General features: G+C 52.9%; 7 protein-coding genes. 4 read left to right on the forward strand and 3 right to left on the reverse strand.

Annotated elements, in window-relative coordinates; all coding sequences use genetic code 11:
• Positions 1 to 92: 92 nt before the first annotated feature.
• From ACO064_RS12375 to ACO064_RS12385, 3 genes are all read right to left on the reverse strand, one after another.
• Complete coding sequence (locus ACO064_RS12375) at positions 93 to 2066, reverse strand: M1 family metallopeptidase (protein WP_421827661.1); 1974 nt, start codon at positions 2064 to 2066, stop codon at positions 93 to 95.
• Between the two features lie 94 nt (positions 2067 to 2160).
• Positions 2161 to 3837, reverse strand: a complete 1677-nt coding sequence (locus ACO064_RS12380) for a hypothetical protein (protein WP_421827662.1) — start codon at positions 3835 to 3837, stop codon at positions 2161 to 2163.
• Positions 3834 to 6779 (reverse strand): FAD-binding and (Fe-S)-binding domain-containing protein, encoded by a 2946-nt coding sequence (locus ACO064_RS12385; protein WP_421827663.1) that lies wholly within the window; start codon positions 6777 to 6779, stop codon positions 3834 to 3836. The genes ACO064_RS12380 and ACO064_RS12385 overlap by 4 nt, the downstream gene beginning before the upstream one ends.
• Positions 6780 to 7417: 638 nt before the next feature.
• On the opposite strand from ACO064_RS12385, the gene ACO064_RS12390 reads away from it, so the two are divergent.
• The 4 genes from ACO064_RS12390 to ACO064_RS12405 all read left to right on the forward strand — a co-directional run bounded on the left by ACO064_RS12390 (position 7418) and on the right by ACO064_RS12405 (position 19009).
• Positions 7418 to 10444 carry a SusC/RagA family TonB-linked outer membrane protein gene (locus ACO064_RS12390; RefSeq protein ID WP_421827664.1) on the forward strand — a complete coding sequence of 1009 codons (3027 nt, stop codon included), beginning with the start codon at positions 7418 to 7420 and terminating at the stop codon, positions 10442 to 10444.
• Positions 10445 to 10473: 29 nt separating this feature from the next.
• Entirely contained in the window at positions 10474 to 11955 is a 1482-nt protein-coding gene (locus ACO064_RS12395) for a RagB/SusD family nutrient uptake outer membrane protein (RefSeq protein WP_421827665.1), read from the forward strand.
• 304 nt (positions 11956 to 12259) lie between these two features.
• A complete protein-coding gene (locus tag ACO064_RS12400; protein WP_421831017.1) occupies positions 12260 to 15607 on the forward strand; it encodes a VCBS repeat-containing protein in 3348 nt (1115 codons plus the stop codon).
• 39 nt (positions 15608 to 15646) lie between these two features.
• The gene (locus tag ACO064_RS12405) at positions 15647 to 19009 is read left to right on the forward strand and encodes a VCBS repeat-containing protein (protein WP_421827666.1); all 3363 of its coding nucleotides are present in this window, start codon (positions 15647 to 15649) and stop codon (positions 19007 to 19009) included.
• The last annotated feature ends 128 nt before the right edge of the window (positions 19010 to 19137 follow it).

Here is a 19137-nt window from a genome sequence, read left to right on the forward strand (position 1 = left end):
AATGATGAATGTTAAATGCAAAAGTGCTGGCCTGGAAAACACTTTTACATTTAACATTCATCATTTAATATTTTTCATTCCTTTTCCTCCTCCTAATTCGCCGTTGAAGACGACGGAGCCGAATTGTTTTTCCAGGTATTGTTCCGTGGATTAATATCCGGCATTTGCTCATCCGGATCGATGGTCACCGAGCGGATGGGAGCCGTGGTCGGTTGTTTGAAACTCCAGCTACCACCGCGCTGCCAGATTTCGACCGGCAGATTGACCCGTGTTTTATTTCCGCCCACTTCTTCTACTTCAATAATAACCGGCATGGCCCACTTTTCCAGATTTTCGATGGTGATCACCGCGCCTTTCTGCGGGTCTTGCTCCACATACCGGACGTCTTTCACCGACTGATCCAGCTTCCAGTTTTCATAAAAATACCCGCGCCAGAACCAGCCCAAATCTTCGCCGGACGCATCCTCCATCGTCCGGAAAAAATCATAGGGCGTCGGGTGCTTGAAGGCCCAGCGGTGTACGTAGGTTTTGAAGGCATAATCGAAGCGCTTCGGCCCCAGCACCACATCACGCAGCAGTTTCAGGCCCATTCCCGGTTTATAGTATCCCATAATGCCTAAACTCATCGGTTGCAGCACATCGGGCGTGGTCATAATGGGCTCGTCGATGTTGAACAGAGCCGGGGCAATGTCGTGCATCGTTCCTTTCGGTCGATTGTATTCTCCTTTGTTGAATTTCTCGGTGGAAAGCATATTGATGAAGGTATCGAACCCTTCGTCCATCCAGGCAAACTTTCGCTCGTTGTTGCCCACGATCATCGGAAACCAGTTATGCCCAAATTCGTGGTCGGTAACGCCCCAGAGGGCATCTTTCCGGTCGCGCCGGTCGCAAAAAATAATACCGGGATACTCCATACCGCCCACAATACCGGCGACGTTGGTGGCCACCGGATACGAGTACTCAAAGAGGTAATCCGAGTAAAATTCAATACTGCCTTTGACGTATTCCGTCGAACGGTTCCAGGAATCGTCGGTGGCACTTTCAACGGGGTAAACCGACATGGCCAAAGCTTTTTTTCCACTCGGCAGATTGATCCGGGCAGCATCCCACACAAACGCCTTCGACGTTGCCCAGGCCACATCCCGGGCGTTCTGGCAGCGGAACCGCCACGTCAGCCGTCCCGCTTGCTTCGGTCGGCTTTGCGGATCATTCACCTCGTCTTTCGACCGCAGCAAGACGGTTTTATCACTGTTCCGGGCCTGCGCCAGTCGTCGCTGCTGATCGGGCGTCAGCACCTCCTGCGCGTTCAGCAACTCGCCGGAACCAACCACAATGTGATTCCACGGCACGTCGATGGCGTATTCGTAATCCCCGTATTCCAGATAAAACTCCCCGGCCCCGAGGTAGGGCAACACATTCCAGCCTTCGATGTCGTCATACACGCACATCCGCGGATACCACTGCGCCATTTCGTAAATCAACCCGTTGCGGGTCGGCTGGGTACCCATGCGGTCGGAACCGTAGGCCGGGATTTTGAAGGAATACGCTATTTTGATTTTCACCACATCACCGCCGGGTTTCAGCGGTTCGGCCAGCCGCACCTGCATCCGCGTGTCGGTAATCAGATAGTCGACGGTTTTGGTTTTTCCCTGATCGATCGTGACGGACTGAATGGCATACCCGCCGGAGAAGCCCGCATTTCCGTAGCGACCACCGCGGAGGGGCGTTGTTTTGGCAGCCCGGGAAGTGTCCGAAAACGCGTTCTGATCGAGCTGAAGCCAGAGGAACGGCAACGCTTCGGGGCTGTTGTTTTTGTAGGTGATTTCGACTTCTCCACTCAGAACATTCTTCTCATCGTCCAGACGAACGTTAATTTTGTAATCGGCCCGGTTTTGCCAGTAACGCGGCCCGGGCGCTCCGCTTCCCGCCCGATAATCGTTTCCGGGCTGCATATTGAACAGCGGATGAAAGAGTTCGTGGGCGTCGTAAGTTGAGTTTGTCTTCGACTGGGCATGGACTTCTGCAATCGAAATCAGGATGCCAATAAAAAAAAGGAGTTTGTTCATGAAGTTGATTCGAATGTGTTCCCGGCTTACGCAGTAACACGGGGTAATAGATAATAACGAGACGAGTGCGACTGTCCTGATGTGCTTTCCGAGATTAATTCTCCAGCAAGGCCGAAACCGTCGGTGGTTTCGACAGCAATTCCGGGCGAACCAGCAAATAGCTGCCCGGCTCCGGGGCTTCCAGACGAACAAACTGACTGGCATCTGCTCCAGACATGAAGGCCGCAAAACCGCGATCGCCGGCAAAATATGCTTGCATGTCTTTTGTCATCAGGATGAAATTGACGTTCTTCTCATTTAAAAACTGTCCAAAGTCGGTATTAGGTTGGTAAAATTCTACCGGAACCCAGCGCGGTTTCTGTTCCTGGCTATACAGGAACACCCGATACCAGTCCCGCTCCAACGTTGATACCGGCCCATTCATAGAAAGCGACTGAATAAACCGGATGTTGTCAGCCACCGGCGTAGGGCGGAGTTCTTCCTGCTGCCGAACAGTCTGGTAAATCACCCAAATCATCATCAGACTCACCAGGCTTCCCATCCAGACCCATGGCTGAACAATGCGTAATTTGATGTATCCCAATAAAAAAGCAACGATAATAATCAACCCGAAGGCGTGGAAATACAGGTAATGATTTCGCGGAAAAACCAGCACCACGGATGCTATCGAAGGGAAAAGCAAAATAAAAAGAGCCAGTTCCTTGCTGTTCAGCCGAATGGATTTGGTAGCCAGTCGCCGGAACGTGCCCGACAAATCGAGCAGACCGAATACAACAACGACCAGCAAACCCAACAACCACCATTTCCGGTAGGGCGAGTTCAGGTTCATCAAGGGTGTTTTGAAAAACAAACCGTTCAACATTCGGAACTCCGCGGTCGCCGTGTTGACAACATTCGTCCATAAATGCCTCAAAACCAAGTCAGGATGGACAAAAAAAGCCGCACTCATCGACTTGACATCACGCCCGAACACACGCTCAACCAATTTGAACTGTTCCGAAATCGGAATGTCTATGGGCCGGTTGTTCCAGGTGTTGTAATTGATGCTGAAGTGTTGAGCGAACGCGTCAAAACTGCGATTGGAACCCTCCTGGCTCTGCGCTAATGGATTGCCAAAAAGCAATCGCATGGCAATTACCAACACAGCGAAGCTCAAAAGGCCGGAAAACGAATTCAGGGTCAGCTCCCGGCTGCGGTATTTCCGGGGAAAATACGTTTCAATGGCTACAACGACCGCGGTCATCATGGAAATATAAAACTCCGGCCGAACATAGGAACATACGAGAGCCGTTAAGGCAGTAATCAGCAACACATTCCTCGTCGACCACTCCCAGGCCTGCACCACACACAAACCGCCCAGAATCAGACAGAGCGTAAAAGCCGAAATCCGGGGATCAAGCTGTACATTCAGGGCTGAAAACTGAAAGCAGAGCGCGCAGAAGAGGCTGACGATAAATCCCGACTTCCGCAGGTAAAGATACAAAAACAGCAAGGACCCGGTCATGAGGATCAACAACCGCCAGTTGAGGTAAAACAAAACCAGGGTATCATTGGTAAACGCCTGCAGGGTCTTCAGCCAGGCCGCATAAAAGGTTCCCCACTGCGCCAGATAGGGGGCAGGCGGAAAGGTGTAGGTCAGGCTGGAAGCCAGGTAAGTCATTTCGTCGCCGAAGGTTACATCATACCGCAACGGGAGGTCGTAGGTAAGCGCCAGGCCGGAACCAATCATCAGGAAAATCCCCGTTAACGGCCACAGGAGTCGACTTTTCATGACTTCATCGCTAAAGCTTCGTAGAGTATTTCGGCCGGATGTTTGGCCTTGCGCCCCGTTCCATCCTTAATCTGGTGGCGGCAACTGGTTCCGGCTGCGGCAATGATGACTTCCTCCGTTTGCTGGCGAACCGTCGGAAACAAGACCAGTTCTCCGATTTTCATCGATACGTCGTAATGCTCCGCTTCGTAACCGAACGACCCGGCCATGCCGCAGCAGCCCGACGGAATCAGGTGGACGGTATAATTTTCGGGCAGCGACAGCATTTTTTTCGACGGCACCAGCGACGATACCGCTTTCTGCTGACAGTGTCCGTGCAGTTTGATCAACCGTTTTTCAGTCGTGAACGCACTTTTCGAAATGGCTCCTTTGTCGATTTCGCGGGCAATAAACTCCTCAAAAGTCAGCGCACTTTCGGCAATCCGCCGGGCATCGGCCACCATCGACTCATCGACCAGATCCGGATATTCATCCCGAAACGTCAGAATCGCCGACGGTTCGATGCCTACCAACGGCGTTTCGATCGTAATCAACGCCTTCAGCAGCTCAACATTCTTTTCGGCCAGCCTTTTAGCCTGCCGCAACAAACCTTTCGACAAAGCCGCCCGTCCGCTTTCGCCGTGTTCGGGAATGATCACCTCATAACCCAGTTTTTTCAACAGCAAAACCGCTTTTTTACCTACTTCTACGTCGTTGTAGTTTGTAAACTCATCGCAGAAAAGGTAAACTTTCCCAGCCGTTCCCACGCTTTTCTCAGTGCCTTTCGCCCACCTCCGTAACGTTGTGCTATGGAGCAGCGGCATCGTCCGGTCGGGGTGGAACCCGATCACCCGGTTGGCCACCCGCCGAAGCGATTCCGTGCCCAGCACCGCGTTATACGCCCACGGAACCAGCGACGCCAGCCCCGACAGGCTTGCAAAATTGGCAATCAGCCGACTGCGCACCGGCACGCCGTTGGCATCGTGGTAATGCTGGAGGAACTCCATTTTCAGCTTGGCCACATCCACATTCGACGGACATTCGGCCTTGCAGCCCTTACAGGCGAGGCAGAGGTCATACACCTCTTTAATCTCTTTGTTGTCGAAGCGGTTTTCTTTCGGCGACAGCGTCAGCATTTCCCGCAGAATATTGGCCCGCGCCCGGGTCGTTTCCTTTTCGTTGCGGGTTGCCATGTAGCTCGGACACATCGTTCCGCCCGAGATTTCGGTTTTCCGGCAATCGCCGGAGCCGTTGCACTGCTCGGCGTGTTGCAAAACCGTCTGATCCTGAAACCGGAAAAACGTCTTGAAATCCGGGGTTTGCTGCCCGGCTTCATACCGCAGAAACGTATCCATCGGGGGCGTTTCCACGATTTTACCGGGATTAAAAATACCGTACGGGTCCCAGGCCTGCTTGAGTTCCCGCATCAGCTCGTAGTTTTTTGGCCCCACCATGAGCGGAATAAACTCGCCCCGGAGTCGTCCGTCGCCGTGTTCGCCCGAGAGCGAACCGTCATATTTTTTCACCAGCCGGGCAATTTCTTCGGCAATCAGCCGGTATTGCCGGTGGCCTTCTTCGGTTTTGAGGTTAATAATCGGGCGCAGGTGAATTTCGCCCGAACCGGCGTGGGCGTAATGCACCGCCGACATGCTGTGTTTGGTCAGAATCGCGTTGAAATCACGGATGTAGTCGGGCAAATCGTGTACATCGATGGCCGTATCTTCGATCACGGCAACGGCTTTGGCGTCGCCCGGCAGGTTCGCCAGCAACCCCAGCCCCGCCTTCCGCAAGGTCCAGATTTTTTTACCATCCTCGCCGTACAAAACCGGAAAGTGGTAGCCCAAACCGGCCGCCCGCATCTCCGCTTCCATTTCAACCGCCCGCTGTGCAATGTCTTCCCGATTGGCCGCCCCCAGTTCTACCACCAGGATCGCCCCCGGATCGCCCTGAACGAAGAAACGGTTTTTGCGCTGCTCGATGTTGTCTTTCGTACATTCCAGAATGTAGTGATCGATCAGCTCGACGGCGCGGGGCTGGTATTTGAGCGCAATCAAATTGGCCCGCAACGACTCATCGACGTTGTTGAAATGCACGCATACCAGCCCCAGTTCTTTGGGAGGCAGCGGCACCACATTCAGCTTGATTTCGGTCAGAAAACAGAGGGTTCCTTCCGAACCGGCAATGAGTTTGCAGAAGTTGAACGGCTCGGATCCTTCCGTGAAAGGGGCCGTTTCCAGCAGTTCATCCAGCGCATAACCCGTATTCCGCCGTTCGATGCTGCGTTTTGGAAACTGCCGCCGGATTTCGGCCTGGTTGTCCGGATTCGCCAGGATCTCGTTGGTTTTCAGGTAAATTTTATCCAGCAGCGACGCACTGCCATTTTTGTGCATACCGGCATCGATCCGTTGGGTAAACGCAGCAGTTTCCAACGGGCCAAATTCGGCTTCGCTCCCATCGGCCAGCAGCGCTTTAACGGACAGGACATGTTCCCGCGTCGAGCGGTAGACCACCGAGTTGGAACCACAGGAATTATTCCCAACCATGCCCCCGATCATCGCCCGGTTGGCCGTTGAGGTTTCCGGACCGAAAAACAGGCCGTACGGTTTCAGAAAGAAATTCAATTCGTCACGAACCACGCCCGGCTGCACGCGCACCCAACGTTCCTGCTCGTTAATTTCGAGAATTTTAGTAAAGTTTTTGGAAACATCGACGATAATTCCGTTGCCGACTACCTGCCCGGCCAGTGAGGTGCCAGCCGTACGCGGAATGAGCGAAGTGCGGTTTTCACGGGCAAAGGCAATCAGCGTTTTCAGATCATCGACCGACTTCGGAATGGCGACCGCCAGCGGCATTTCGCGGTAGGCCGATGCATCGGTAGCATATAACGTCCGTTGGGTGGTATCGGTGTAAAATTCACCGTCTAACTGGGCAGAAAGTTGTTGTAGCGTCTCCTGATTGACCATAAGAGTCTTCGTCCAAAACCGGACAAAGTTAATTTGCAAAAAAAATCGGGTTCCCGACCTTAAAGGTACAAATTTTTCCAGTATGGAGTCCGAAACCGGTAAATACCAGACAGTAATCCATATTTAAATAGTGCTATTTAATCCCCGGCCCGGCCTACCGGGAAACGCTTCATAGCGAACCCTTTACCGTATTCAACTACGGACCGCTATGCAATTTAGGCTACCGCTTCTGCTGGATGCCTGCCGAAGGGAATTCCTGTAGTCCGTTACCGTAACAATTCAGTAGATAATTTTCAGCTTTTATCCATTGTATTATAAAGATTATTTATTGTAATTTGCTTAATCAGTTCAGAAATATGTTCTATAAAATCTCACCACGGTACTATATACGTAAAAAATGACAGAGACCCGGTCGAACAGTAACCCTACTGATTGATTGGGTTTTACTCATTTGTGCTGCGCTGAAATTTCATTGTATCATGGTTCTGCATCTGCTTACCAATTTCATTTCACCTATTCTAATTTGTTAACCTATGATGGATCACTTTATCAGATTCAATCATGAACGTAAAGAAGTAAACGGCCCTGAAAATGCAAGGGTGTTTCAAGTCAGACAACAGGGTTTGTTACCAGCCTTTTTGTTATCATTTGCGTTCATTCTCTGCCTGGGATTCAGCCAGGCATTTGCTCAGGAGCGGACGGTCACCGGAACCGTTACGTCATCGGAAGACAAGGTTTCATTACCGGGTGTTACCGTTCAGATCAAAGGAACAACCCGCGGCACCAATACCGATGCCGAAGGAAAGTATTCCCTCACGAATGTTCCCGACAACGCCACGCTGGTTTTTAGCTTCATTGGGCTGCAAAACCAGGAAATCGCGGTGGGCAACCGCTCCGTTGTCGATGCCATTCTGACTTCCGACACCAAATCGCTGGAGGAAGTGGTCGTCGTTGGCTACGGTACGGCCAAGCGCAAAGACCTGACCGGCTCGGTTCAGCAGGTAACCGCCAAGGAGTTCAACCCCGGTATTGTTCCGAATCCGTTGCAGGCCATTCAGGGCAAAGTGGCCGGTTTGGTGATTACGATGCCTTCGGGTGACCCCAACCAGGCACCGACCGTTCGTTTGCGGGGCTACACCTCGCTGGCGGGTGGCAGCGATCCGCTGTATGTGGTCGATGGTGTGATCGGCGTTCCCATTCAGACGGTTTCTCCGACCGATATTGAGTCGATGGACGTTCTGAAAGATGCTTCCGCAGCCGCTATTTACGGTTCACGGGCGGCCAACGGCGTCATTATCGTGACGACCAAACGCGGTAAGTCCGGCAAGACTACGATCACGTTCAACAATTATGTCGGCGTTGAAACCATCTCGAACCGGTTGGATTTGCTGGATGGCCCGGGCTATCGGGATGCTGTTACGCAGCTCAAGGGGGCCAGTGCGCTGACCGCAGACCGAATCCGGTTTCCAGCGGGCAACTACAACACCGACTGGGTAAAGGAAATCACCCGGACGGGCGTGACGACCAACCACGATCTGGCCATTTCGGGCGGATCACCGGCCTTCAGTTACCGGGGATCGCTCAACTACATTGGCCGCGACGGGATCATCAAAAACACGGGTTTTGATCGGGTAACGGCCCGCATCAACCTGGATCAGAAGGCCCTCGATAACCGCCTGAACATCCAGTATAACCTGTCGGTGACCAACACCAACTCCAAACTGAACGACGATGCCATCATCGCCCGGGCGGTTACGTTCCTGCCCACCCTGCCCGTTACCGATCCGACGGGCGCCAACAACGTGGGTGGTTATTACGAAGTAGGCGGTAGTTTCGACCTCTTCAACCCCGTTGCCATGCTCAACAACCAGCGTTTCGATCAGCAAAAGCGGTTATTGATCGGTGGGGTCAACCTGCGCTACGAGATCATCGACGGGCTGACGCTGGGCGTCAACGGCGCTTTCCAGAACGAGAATACCGACGAAAGCCGCTCACGCGACCGCAGCATCAAGGCCTTCCAGACGACCAATGGCGAAGCCTACCGGAAGATGGATCAGGTCAACAACAAACTGCTGGAACTGACCGCGACGTATACCAAAGCCTTCGGCCAGAACAACAGCAACTTCAATGTACTGGGCGGTTATTCTTACCAGAACATTATTTATGACGGTTTTCAGGCCCGTAACGCCCAGTTTCTGACCAACACGCTGTCGTACGACAACCTAGGGCTGGGAGCCGGTACGTTGCTGAGTCCGGCGTCCAACTACGCGACCTCCTACCGGAATGCCACCACGCTGGCGTCTTTCTTTGCCCGGGCTACGGTGAACATGAACGACAAATACAACCTGACGGCCACCATACGGCGCGATGGTAGCTCGAAATTTGGGGCCAACAACAAATGGGGTCTTTTCCCATCGGTGGGCGCGGGCTGGACGCTGACAAACGAGGATTTCTTCCCGAAATCGACCACCCTGAACTACCTGAAGCTGCGCCTGGGCTGGGGACAAACCGGGAACTCGGAAGGCTTGAAACCGTATCAGTCGCTCCAGTTGTATGGCCAGAAAGGCACGTATTACGATGGTGGGGTGGCCGACTTCCTGCCGGGCTACGGGATTACCCAGAATGCCAATCCGAACCTGAAATGGGAAGTGCTGACCACGTCCAACGCCGGGTTGGATTTTCAGTTGTTGAATGGCCGTTTCTCGGGTACGCTGGAGTTCTACAGCAAGACGACCAAAGACATGCTGTACCGGTATTCGGTGCCAGCCGATGGGGTTAAATACTTCACCAACTTCATCTGGGCCAACGTAGGCACCATGCGGAACCGGGGTATCGAGCTGTCGTTCGGGGGCGACCTCATCCAGAAAGACAACTTTAGCTGGACTTCCCGCATCGTGGGGGCGTATAACAAAAACACGATTGTCAACCTGAAAAGCGACGAATTCGACTCCGGTCTGATCCGTTTCAATGCCTTTGGTGGCCGGGGTCTGTCGGATGTATTTGCTTCGTACCTCTGGCCGGGCCGTCCGCTGGGTGAATTCAACAACGTTCCGACGTTCGTGAATTACACCGCCGACGGCAAGGTGTTGCTGAAACCGGGTACGGGCGATCAACCCACCACCGACGTCAGCAAGGCCGATGCGGCTACAGGAATCAACACGCAGAACCCCATTGCTCAGGGCAACCCGCAACCGTTCCTGACCGGTTCGTTCATCAACTCGTTTACGTACAAAGGATTCGACCTGAACTTCCAGATTCGGGGTTCGTTTGGCAACAAAATTCTGAACAACCTGCGCTCGAACCTGATGATTCCGGGATCGATCCTGGAAACCAACATGCTGAACGGCGTAGCGGATCTGCCAAAAGATTATGGTACCAATGTGCTGTCGACTTACTGGCTCGAAAACGGAACCTATGCCCGTCTGGATAACTGGCAAATCGGGTACAACATCCGGACTGGAGGCAAATACCTGTCGGCTGCCCGGGTCTACCTCGGTGGGAATAACCTGTTTACCCTGACGAGCTACAAAGGGGTCGATCCTGAACTTCAGGTGAAAGCGGATTTGCAGAACGAAAGCCAGGCACCCAACAACATCGGGATGGATTTTAGCAATATCTATCCCAAAACCCGTTCGTTCCAACTGGGTGTTAACCTGACGTTTTGACCGTTGTTAATCAACTAACTACTACGAAAATGTTTAATTCAACCATACGAGTTTGGGGCGTTTGCCTGGCTCTGCTGCTGGCAGGCCAGGCCTGTACGAACCTCGACGAAAAAACCTACGACGTTATTCCGACCGACCAGTTTGGCCAAACGGCGGCCCAGCAAGCCGCGCTGATCGGTCCGCTCTACAGTGGTCTGGCTGATTATTACGGCAACAGTGCCGGTTTGAACGCGGTAACGGACGAACAGATTGTTCCAACCCGGGGTGGTGACTGGAAAGACGGCGATAACTGGAAACGGCTTTATCAGCACACCTGGGACCCGACGACCGACAACGGCCAGTTCAACGGCCCCTGGACCTGGTGTTACAACAACATCACGTCCATCAACCAGCAACTGGGTTCCATTACGGACGAAAACGTGAAAGCAGAGCTTCGGGCGCTGCGGGCTTTTTTCCACTACAAGGCAATGGATATGTTCGGTAATGTCATCATTGCCGATCAGGTGGGAACCTCAACACCGGCTCAGAAAACCCGGACCGAGGTGTTTACCTGGATTGAGAAAGAGCTGCTGGAGGTATACCCCAAATTGAGTTCAACCGTGGGCGGTGTCTATTATGGCCGTTTCAACAGACCGGTGGTGAACATGATTCTGGCGAAGATGTATCTCAACGCGCAGGTCTATACCGGTACGGCCCGCTGGGCGGATGCCGTTACGCGTTGCGATAGCATTATTATGTCGGGTAAATTTTCCCTGACGGCTGATTTGCTGGACAACTTCAAAGTACAAAACCAGAACTCGCCCGAAATTATCCTGGCAACGCCGTTTGATAACTCGAAACGGGGTGGTTTTAATGTCCACATGGCAACCCTGCACTACAAGCACCAGTTGACCTATAACCTCCCGGCCTCTCCCTGGAATGGCTACGCAACCGTGGTTGAGTTTTACAACTCGTTCACGGCGCAGGATTTGCGCAAAAAAATGTGGATCGTTGGTCAGCAGTATGACGCCAGTGGAAAAGCGCTGGATGACGATGGTATTCCCCTGGTCATTACGCCGGACATCCCTGCCTTCGAAATGCCGGCGGGACCGGCTGGTCGGCTGGCCGGAGCCCGGAGCCAGAAATACGAGATTCAGAAAAACAACACCACCAATGACATGAGTAACGATTTCGTTATTTTCCGCTTGGGTGATGTCTATCTGATGCGTGGAGAAGCCAACTTCCGGCTGGGCAGAACGGCCAACGCGCTGGCAGATTTCAACGTGATCCGCAAACGGGCGGGCGTTCCCGACTACACAGCCGCTCAACTCACGCTGGATGAAATTCTGGCCGAGCGGGGCCGCGAACTGGCCTGGGAATACCACCGCCGTCAGGATCTGATCCGGTTCGGGCAGTTCACCAAAGCGTGGCGTTTCAAACCCGCTTCGGAAAAATACCGGGAGTTGTTCCCGATTCCGAGGGATCAGATTTCGCTGAACCCCAACTTAAAGCAAAATCCAGGTTACAATTAGTGAAAAGCCTTTTCCTGTAAAAAGCCCGGGGTTTCCGGGCTTTTTCTGTTTTGCTCAATTGCGGTTTTGGGGCGGTTTTGCCTCTGAACTCTGCCTTGCGCCTTTTGCCCCCGACCCCTAAAGGGGCACGGACGCTGAACAATCCGGATGAAAATTCGTTCCGTGCCCCTTTAGGGGTCGGGGGCAAAAAGTGCAAGGCAGAGTTCGGAGGCAAAATCAGAGGGTGTTTGGCTGGATAAAACCGCCAGCTAAAAGCAATTTATTGAGTACCTTTAAGTCGTCATTCGACAGTTCGCTACGGTTCATGCGCTATCTGGTTTTCTTTTTAGTAGTAGGATTTCTTGTCGGTTGTGGTGCTGCGGATCCGCCATCGGAAGAGCGGCTTTTTGAAAAACTACCGCCGGAAACAACCCGCATCAATTTCACCAATTCGGTCGTCGACGATCCGGATTTCAACATTTTCAATTACCGGAATTTCTACAACGGCGGGGGCGTCGCCATCGGCGATGTCAACAACGACGGGTTTCCGGACGTTTTCCTGATTGCCAACATGGGCGAAAACCGCCTGTATCTCAACCAGGGAAAACCGGGTGCCGCTTCGCTGGCATTTGAAGACATTACGGCCCAAGCCGGTGTCGCCGGCAAACGGGCCTGGAGTACGGGCGCAACCTTTGCCGATGTCAATGGCGACGGCTGGCTCGATTTGTACGTCTGCAACGCCGGCATTCGCCCCGGCGACGACCGGGGCAATGAGCTGTTTATCAACAACGGGATTGGTAAAAACGGTACGGTGACCTTCACCGAAAAAGCCGCCGACTACGGCCTGAATGACCACGGTTTTTCGACCCACGCGGCTTTTTTCGACTACGACCGCGACGGCGATCTGGATATGTATCTGCTTAACAACAGCTTCATGCCCGTCGGGAAATTGGGCTATGCCAACATCCGTTCCGAACGCGATTCGCTCGGCGGTCATAAGTTGTTTCGGAACGATGGCACCCGCTTTGCCGACGTCAGCGAGAAAGCCGGGATTTATGGTAGCCTGATCGGTTTTGGCCTCGGCATCACCATTGGCGATGTGAACGACGACAACTGGCTGGACATTTACATTTCCAACGATTTTTACGAACGGGATTACCTCTACCTCAACAACCACGACGGCACCTTTCGGGAGTCGGTGAAAGACGCCATGCCGCACCTGAGCCTGTCGTCGATGGGCGCCGATGTGGCCGATATCAACAACGACGGCCGATTGGATATTTTCGTGACGGATATGCTGCCGGGCAACGATGTACGGTTGAAAAAGAATTCCTCTTTCGAGAATTACGACTTGCAGGAAATCAAACTGTCGCGGGATTTCCATTACCAGTATATGCAGAACATGCTGCACCTGAATCAGGGCAATGAGCCGGGGAAAACCGCCATTCCGATGTTCAGCGACATTGCCCGGTTTTCCGGCGTTCACGCCACCGACTGGAGTTGGGGCGCCCTGATTTTCGACATGGACAACGACGGCCGGAAAGACATTTTTGTCGCCAACGGCATTGCCAAAGAAGTGACCGATCAGGACTTCATTCACTTTCTGGCCGACCGGGAAAACATGGCCCAGATTGCCCGCCAGCGCGCTTTCAACTTCAAGGAGTTTCTGGATAAAGCCCCCTCCGAACCCATTCCCAATTACGCCTTCCGAAACGATGGCGACCTGAGCTTTTCCAACCAGGCCGCCAGCTGGGGATTGGGCGAACCGGGTTTTTCGAATGGCGCGGCTTACGGCGATCTCGACAACGACGGCGATCTGGATCTGGTGGTTAACAACGTCAACTCGCCGGTATCGGTTTTCAAAAATTTATCGGTCGAGAACCAGAAAACCAACTTCCTGCGGGTGAAACTAGTCGGTGAGGCCCAAAACCGCAATGCCATCGGTGCGAAGGTGTTCTTGTATCAGAAAGGCCAGATGCAAGTGTTGCAACAGATGCCCAACCGCGGTTTTCAGTCCTCCGTTGATCTGAATCTGCTGTTTGGCCTGGGAACCGACAACGCAATCGACTCCGTGACGGTGGTCTGGCCGAACGACCGGATGCAAACTATCCGACAGCCCAAAGCCAATCAACTTCTCACGCTAAAACAAGCGGAAGCTACTGCCATTTGGAAAACCAAGACACCCCCTCCGGCTCTTTTTCAGGACATTACCACGGTTTCCGGTCTGAATTATATTCACGAAGAAAGTCCTTTTGTGGATTACAACCGCGACCCGTTGCTGAAACAAATGCTCTCGACCGGAGGCCCGGCGATGGCCACGGGCGACGTCAACGGCGACGGGCTGGAGGATGTATTTTTTGGCGGGGCCTTCGGAAAACCGCATCACCTGTTTTATCAACAGCCCAACGGCCGGTTTGTGGATAAAACCCCGGCGGTTTTGCGACAGGATTTAACGATTGAAGCCGTCGATGCGGTTTTCTTCGATGCCGATGGCGACAAAGACCTGGATCTCTACGTCGTTTCGGGCAGCAACGAGTTTGAAGCCGAAGCCGGCGAATTGCTCGACCGGCTGTATTTAAACGACGGCAAAGGCGGTTTTGTCCGCGACGACCGTTTGCCGAACCTGAAAGCGAGTGGCTCCTGCGTCGCGGCTGCCGATTATGACCGCGACGGCGACATTGATCTGTTTGTCGGAACGCGGTTGATTCCGGGAAAATACGGTTTCAATCCGGCGAGTTATCTGTTGACCAACGACGGCACCGGCAATTTCAAGAATTACACCCGGCGCTACCTGCCAAACGCCGAACAGTTGGGCATGGTGACGGATGCAACCTGGAGCGATCTGAACGGCGATGGTTATCCTGAACTGATCGTCGTGGGCGACTGGATGCCGATTACGGTTTTTCAAAACCAGCGCGGGAAACTTGCCACTTCTGAAACGCCGAAACTGGCAGATTCGACCACTCCGGCTTCCGGCTGGTGGAATTGCGTCAAAGCCGGGGATGTGGATGGCGATGGGGATGTTGATCTCGCGGTCGGCAATCTGGGACTTAATTCCCGGATCAAGGCGACCCCTCAACTACCGGCGGAACTCTACACGGCTGATTTTGACCAAAATGGCAGCCTGGAGCAAATCATCAACTGCGCCGACGAAACCGGAACCTTGTATCCGATGATCTTGAAGCAGGATTTGCAGAAAGAAATGCCGGGCATCAAGAAAAAATACCTCAAGTTTACGGATTACGCGGGCAAGAAACTGAACGAGATTCTGGATGAAAAGCAATTGCAAAGTGCTGTCGTGCAACGGGCATACACGGGCGAATCGGCGGTTTTGCTGAACGATGGAAAAGGAAAGTTCACCATTCAGCCGCTGCCAAAAGAAGCGCAGTTTTCACCGGTTTGCGGCATTGAAATCGCGGACGTCGATGGCGATAAGCGAATGGATCTGGTGCTGACCGGAAATTTTTACGACGTTCTGCCGGAAATTGGCCGGTATGATGCCAGTTACGGATTGGTGCTGCTCGGAAAAGGCAAGGGCGTCTGGAAGCCCCTCGACCCGGCAGTTTCCGGCTTCATCGTCCACGGGCAGGTCCGGCAGCTCGCGCGGCTGAAGCAGGGGCAATTTGTATTGGGGAAAAATAAGGATAAAGTGCAAGTCTATGACCGGAATTAAGCTGATTTTTCTGATTAATTCCGGTTCAGAAATCAACCTATGAAACGAATTAGTATCTTTTTTGCGGCCGTAACACTGTTCGTTACGGGCTGTAAACAACTGAATATTTCTTCAGAAAAACCGCTGTTCCAGGTTCTGGATTCGACCCGGACGGGCGTCGGTTTCGTCAATCAGGTTCGCAATACGGACCAGTTCAACATCATCGACTACCTGTATTTCTACAACGGGGCGGGTGTGGCGGCTGGCGACCTCAACAACGACGGCCTGACGGATTTGTATTTCGTCTCGAATCAGGGGAAAAACAAGTTGTATCTGAATAAGGGAAGTTTCAAATTTGAAGACATTACGAAAAAAGCCGGTGTGGAGGGCTTTTCAGATTGGCAAACCGGCGTCACGATGGCGGATGTCAACGGCGATGGCTGGCTGGACATTTATATGTGTGCGGTCGGAAACTTTAAAGGGCTCGAAGGCTCCAATGAACTGTATATCAATAATCAGGACGGCACCTTTACCGAGAAAGCCGCCGAATACGGTTTGGACTTTACTGGTTTCTCGACCCAGGCGGCTTTCTTCGACTACGACCACGACGGCGATCTGGACCTGTATCTGCTCAACCACGCCGTGCATACCTCCCGGAGCTACGATCGCGTTACGACCCGGAATCTGCGGCAAAACGAATCGGGCGACTACCTATATCGGAATGAATTGATCAGCAACGGTATGAAAAACCCGAAGGCTCGTTTCACGAATATCAGCGAGCAGGCCGGGATTTTTGGCGCGGCCATGGGCTACGGCCTGGGCATCTCGGTGGCGGATCTGAACAACGACGGCTGGGAAGATATTTACGTTTCCAACGATTTTCACGAAGACGATTATTATTACCTCAACAACGGCAAAGGCGGTTTTACGGAAAGCATCCGGAAAGCATTTGCCCACGCCAGCCGGTTTTCGATGGGGAACGATGTGGCGGATGTCAACAACGACGGTTACCCGGATGTGGTCACGCTCGACATGTATCCCGAAGACGAACGGGTCGAAAAAATGTCGCTGGGAGAAGATCCGCTGGACATTTACCTCTACAAACTGAGTTTTGGCTACATGAATCAGTATAGCCGCAACTGTTTGCAGATCAGCCAGTCGGGCCAGAAATTCATGGAAATTGGGGCGATGGCCGGGATTGCCGCCACCGACTGGAGCTGGTCGCCCCTGCTGGCCGATTACGACAACGACGGCATCAAGGACCTGTTCATCTCCAACGGCATCGTCCGGCGGCCCAACGACCTCGACTACGTGAAGTATGCGTCCGACGATTCGCTGCGGTATGCGATGGAAACATCCAAAGCCATCGATCAAAAAGCGATTTCGCTGATGCCCGAAGGCAAGGTGCATAATTACCTGTATCAGGGGTCGAAAGAGCTGAAATTTGCGGATAAATCACTGGCGTGGGGGTTCGAAAAACCGACATTTTCGAGTGGCGCGGTGTATGCCGACCTGGACAACGACGGCGATCTGGACCTGGTGACCAACGACATCAACGATCCGGCGGGGGTCTACCAGAATCAGGCGAATGAGGTATTTCCAACCCACACCTATCTAAAAATCAAGCTTCAGGGCGAGTCGGCGAACACGTTTGGCGTGGGAGCCAGAGTCGTATTGAAAACGAAAAACGGGCTGCAACTCCAGCAATTGATGCCGACACGCGGTTTTCAATCGTCCGTGGAGCCGGTGTTGACGTTTGGATTAGGCGAAACCGCCACGGTTGATTCGCTGATTGTGATCTGGCCGAACCAGAAGATGGAAATTCAGACTGGCGTGAAATCCAACCAAACGCTGACGTTGAAGCAATCGGCGGCTCAGCAGGACGTTGGCAGTTTCCGGTTCACGGCTCCTGATCCAAAACCCTTATTTGAAGACATCACCAGCCAGTCGCCGATGGCGTACCAACACCAGGAAAACACGTATTTTGATTTTGTTCGGGAATCGCTGATGCCCTTCAAGGTGTCGATGGAAGGGCCAAAGCTGGCGGTCGGCGATGTCAATGGCGACGGTTTAGACGATTTTTACGCGGGTGGTGCCAAATGGCAGGCCGGCAGTTTGCAGATTCAGCAACCCAATGGACGGTTTTTGCCGAGCAGCCAACCGGCTTTTCGGGCCGATTCGACGTACGAAGATGTGGATGCGGTTTTCTTCGACGCCGATGGCGATAAGGATCTGGATTTGTATGTTGTTTCGGGCGGCAATGAGTTTTTCGAGAAAATGCCCGAGCAGTTCGACCGGCTGTATCTGAACGATGGCAAAGGAAACTTCGCCCGCTCGAATGGATTGCCGCCAATGTATGACAACAAAAGCTGCGTTCGGCCGGTCGATCTGGATCAGGATGGCGATCTGGATCTGTTTGTGGGGGGCCGGGTTATTCCTTTTGCCTACGGGAAGATTCCGAACTCGTATCTTTTGATCAACGATGGGAAAGGGCATTTTACGGACAAAACCGACCAGCTTGCCCCCAAACTCCGCAAAGCCGGGATGGTGACCGATGCCCTTTGGATGGATTATGATCAGGATAAAGACCTGGATCTGGTGGTGGCTGGCGACTGGATGCCCATTCGGATATTCGCCAATCAGAACGGTAAATTGGAAGCGGTTCAACGCATTACCGACGAAAAGACAGCCCTGAGCGGTTTCTGGCAGTGTCTGACTGCCGCTGACTTCGACCGCGACGGCGATCTGGATCTGGTAGCCGGAAATTTGGGCCTGAACACCAAATTCATCAAACAGGCCGAACCCCGACTCAAAATGTGGGTGAAGGATTTTGACAACAACAGCAGCGTTGAGCAGCTTCTGGCCTACCAACGCGACGGAAAAGGCTGGTATCCCGTCAATTTCAAAGATGAACTGGGCAAACAGATGCCCGGCATTATCAACAAACGGTTTACCAACTATACTTCATTCGCCGGAAAACCGGTTGAGGATTTGTTTGAGAAAAAAGAACTGGACGGAGCCGAAGCATACGAAGTCAACCAGTTTGCCTCGGTCTATCTGGAAAACACCGGCGACGGACGTTTTGTGGTTCACCCACTGCCGATGCTGGCGCAGGTTTCCAAACTGTTTGCGCTCCGAACCGACGACATCGACAACGACGGCTATCCTGATATTCTGGCGGGTGGCAATTTCTATGGCGTCAGCACCTACCAGGGCCGTTACGATGCCAACTACGGGTTAGTTCTCAAAAACAAAGGCAAAACGGCCAGCAATGCCGCACGGTTTGCCGCACTTTCGCCGGTTGCCAGCGGTTTTCGGCTCGACGGCGAAGTGCGCGACATCAAGCCAATTCGGGCAGCGGGGACGCTGCGCTGGCTGGTGGCCCGCAACGACACGACGATTCAGGTGTTCCATAAGAAATGATGGATTATGAATGCTGAATTACTTGCGCCAGTTCATTCATCGTCCATCATTCATAATCCATCATTGAAGAGACGGAAATCATAGGATCTGTGCATCAGATATACTTTTTTTAAGGTAAATTTGTAGTC

This window comes from Larkinella sp. (assembly GCF_965227735.1).
In the GTDB taxonomy this organism is placed as follows: domain Bacteria; phylum Bacteroidota; class Bacteroidia; order Cytophagales; family Spirosomataceae; genus Larkinella.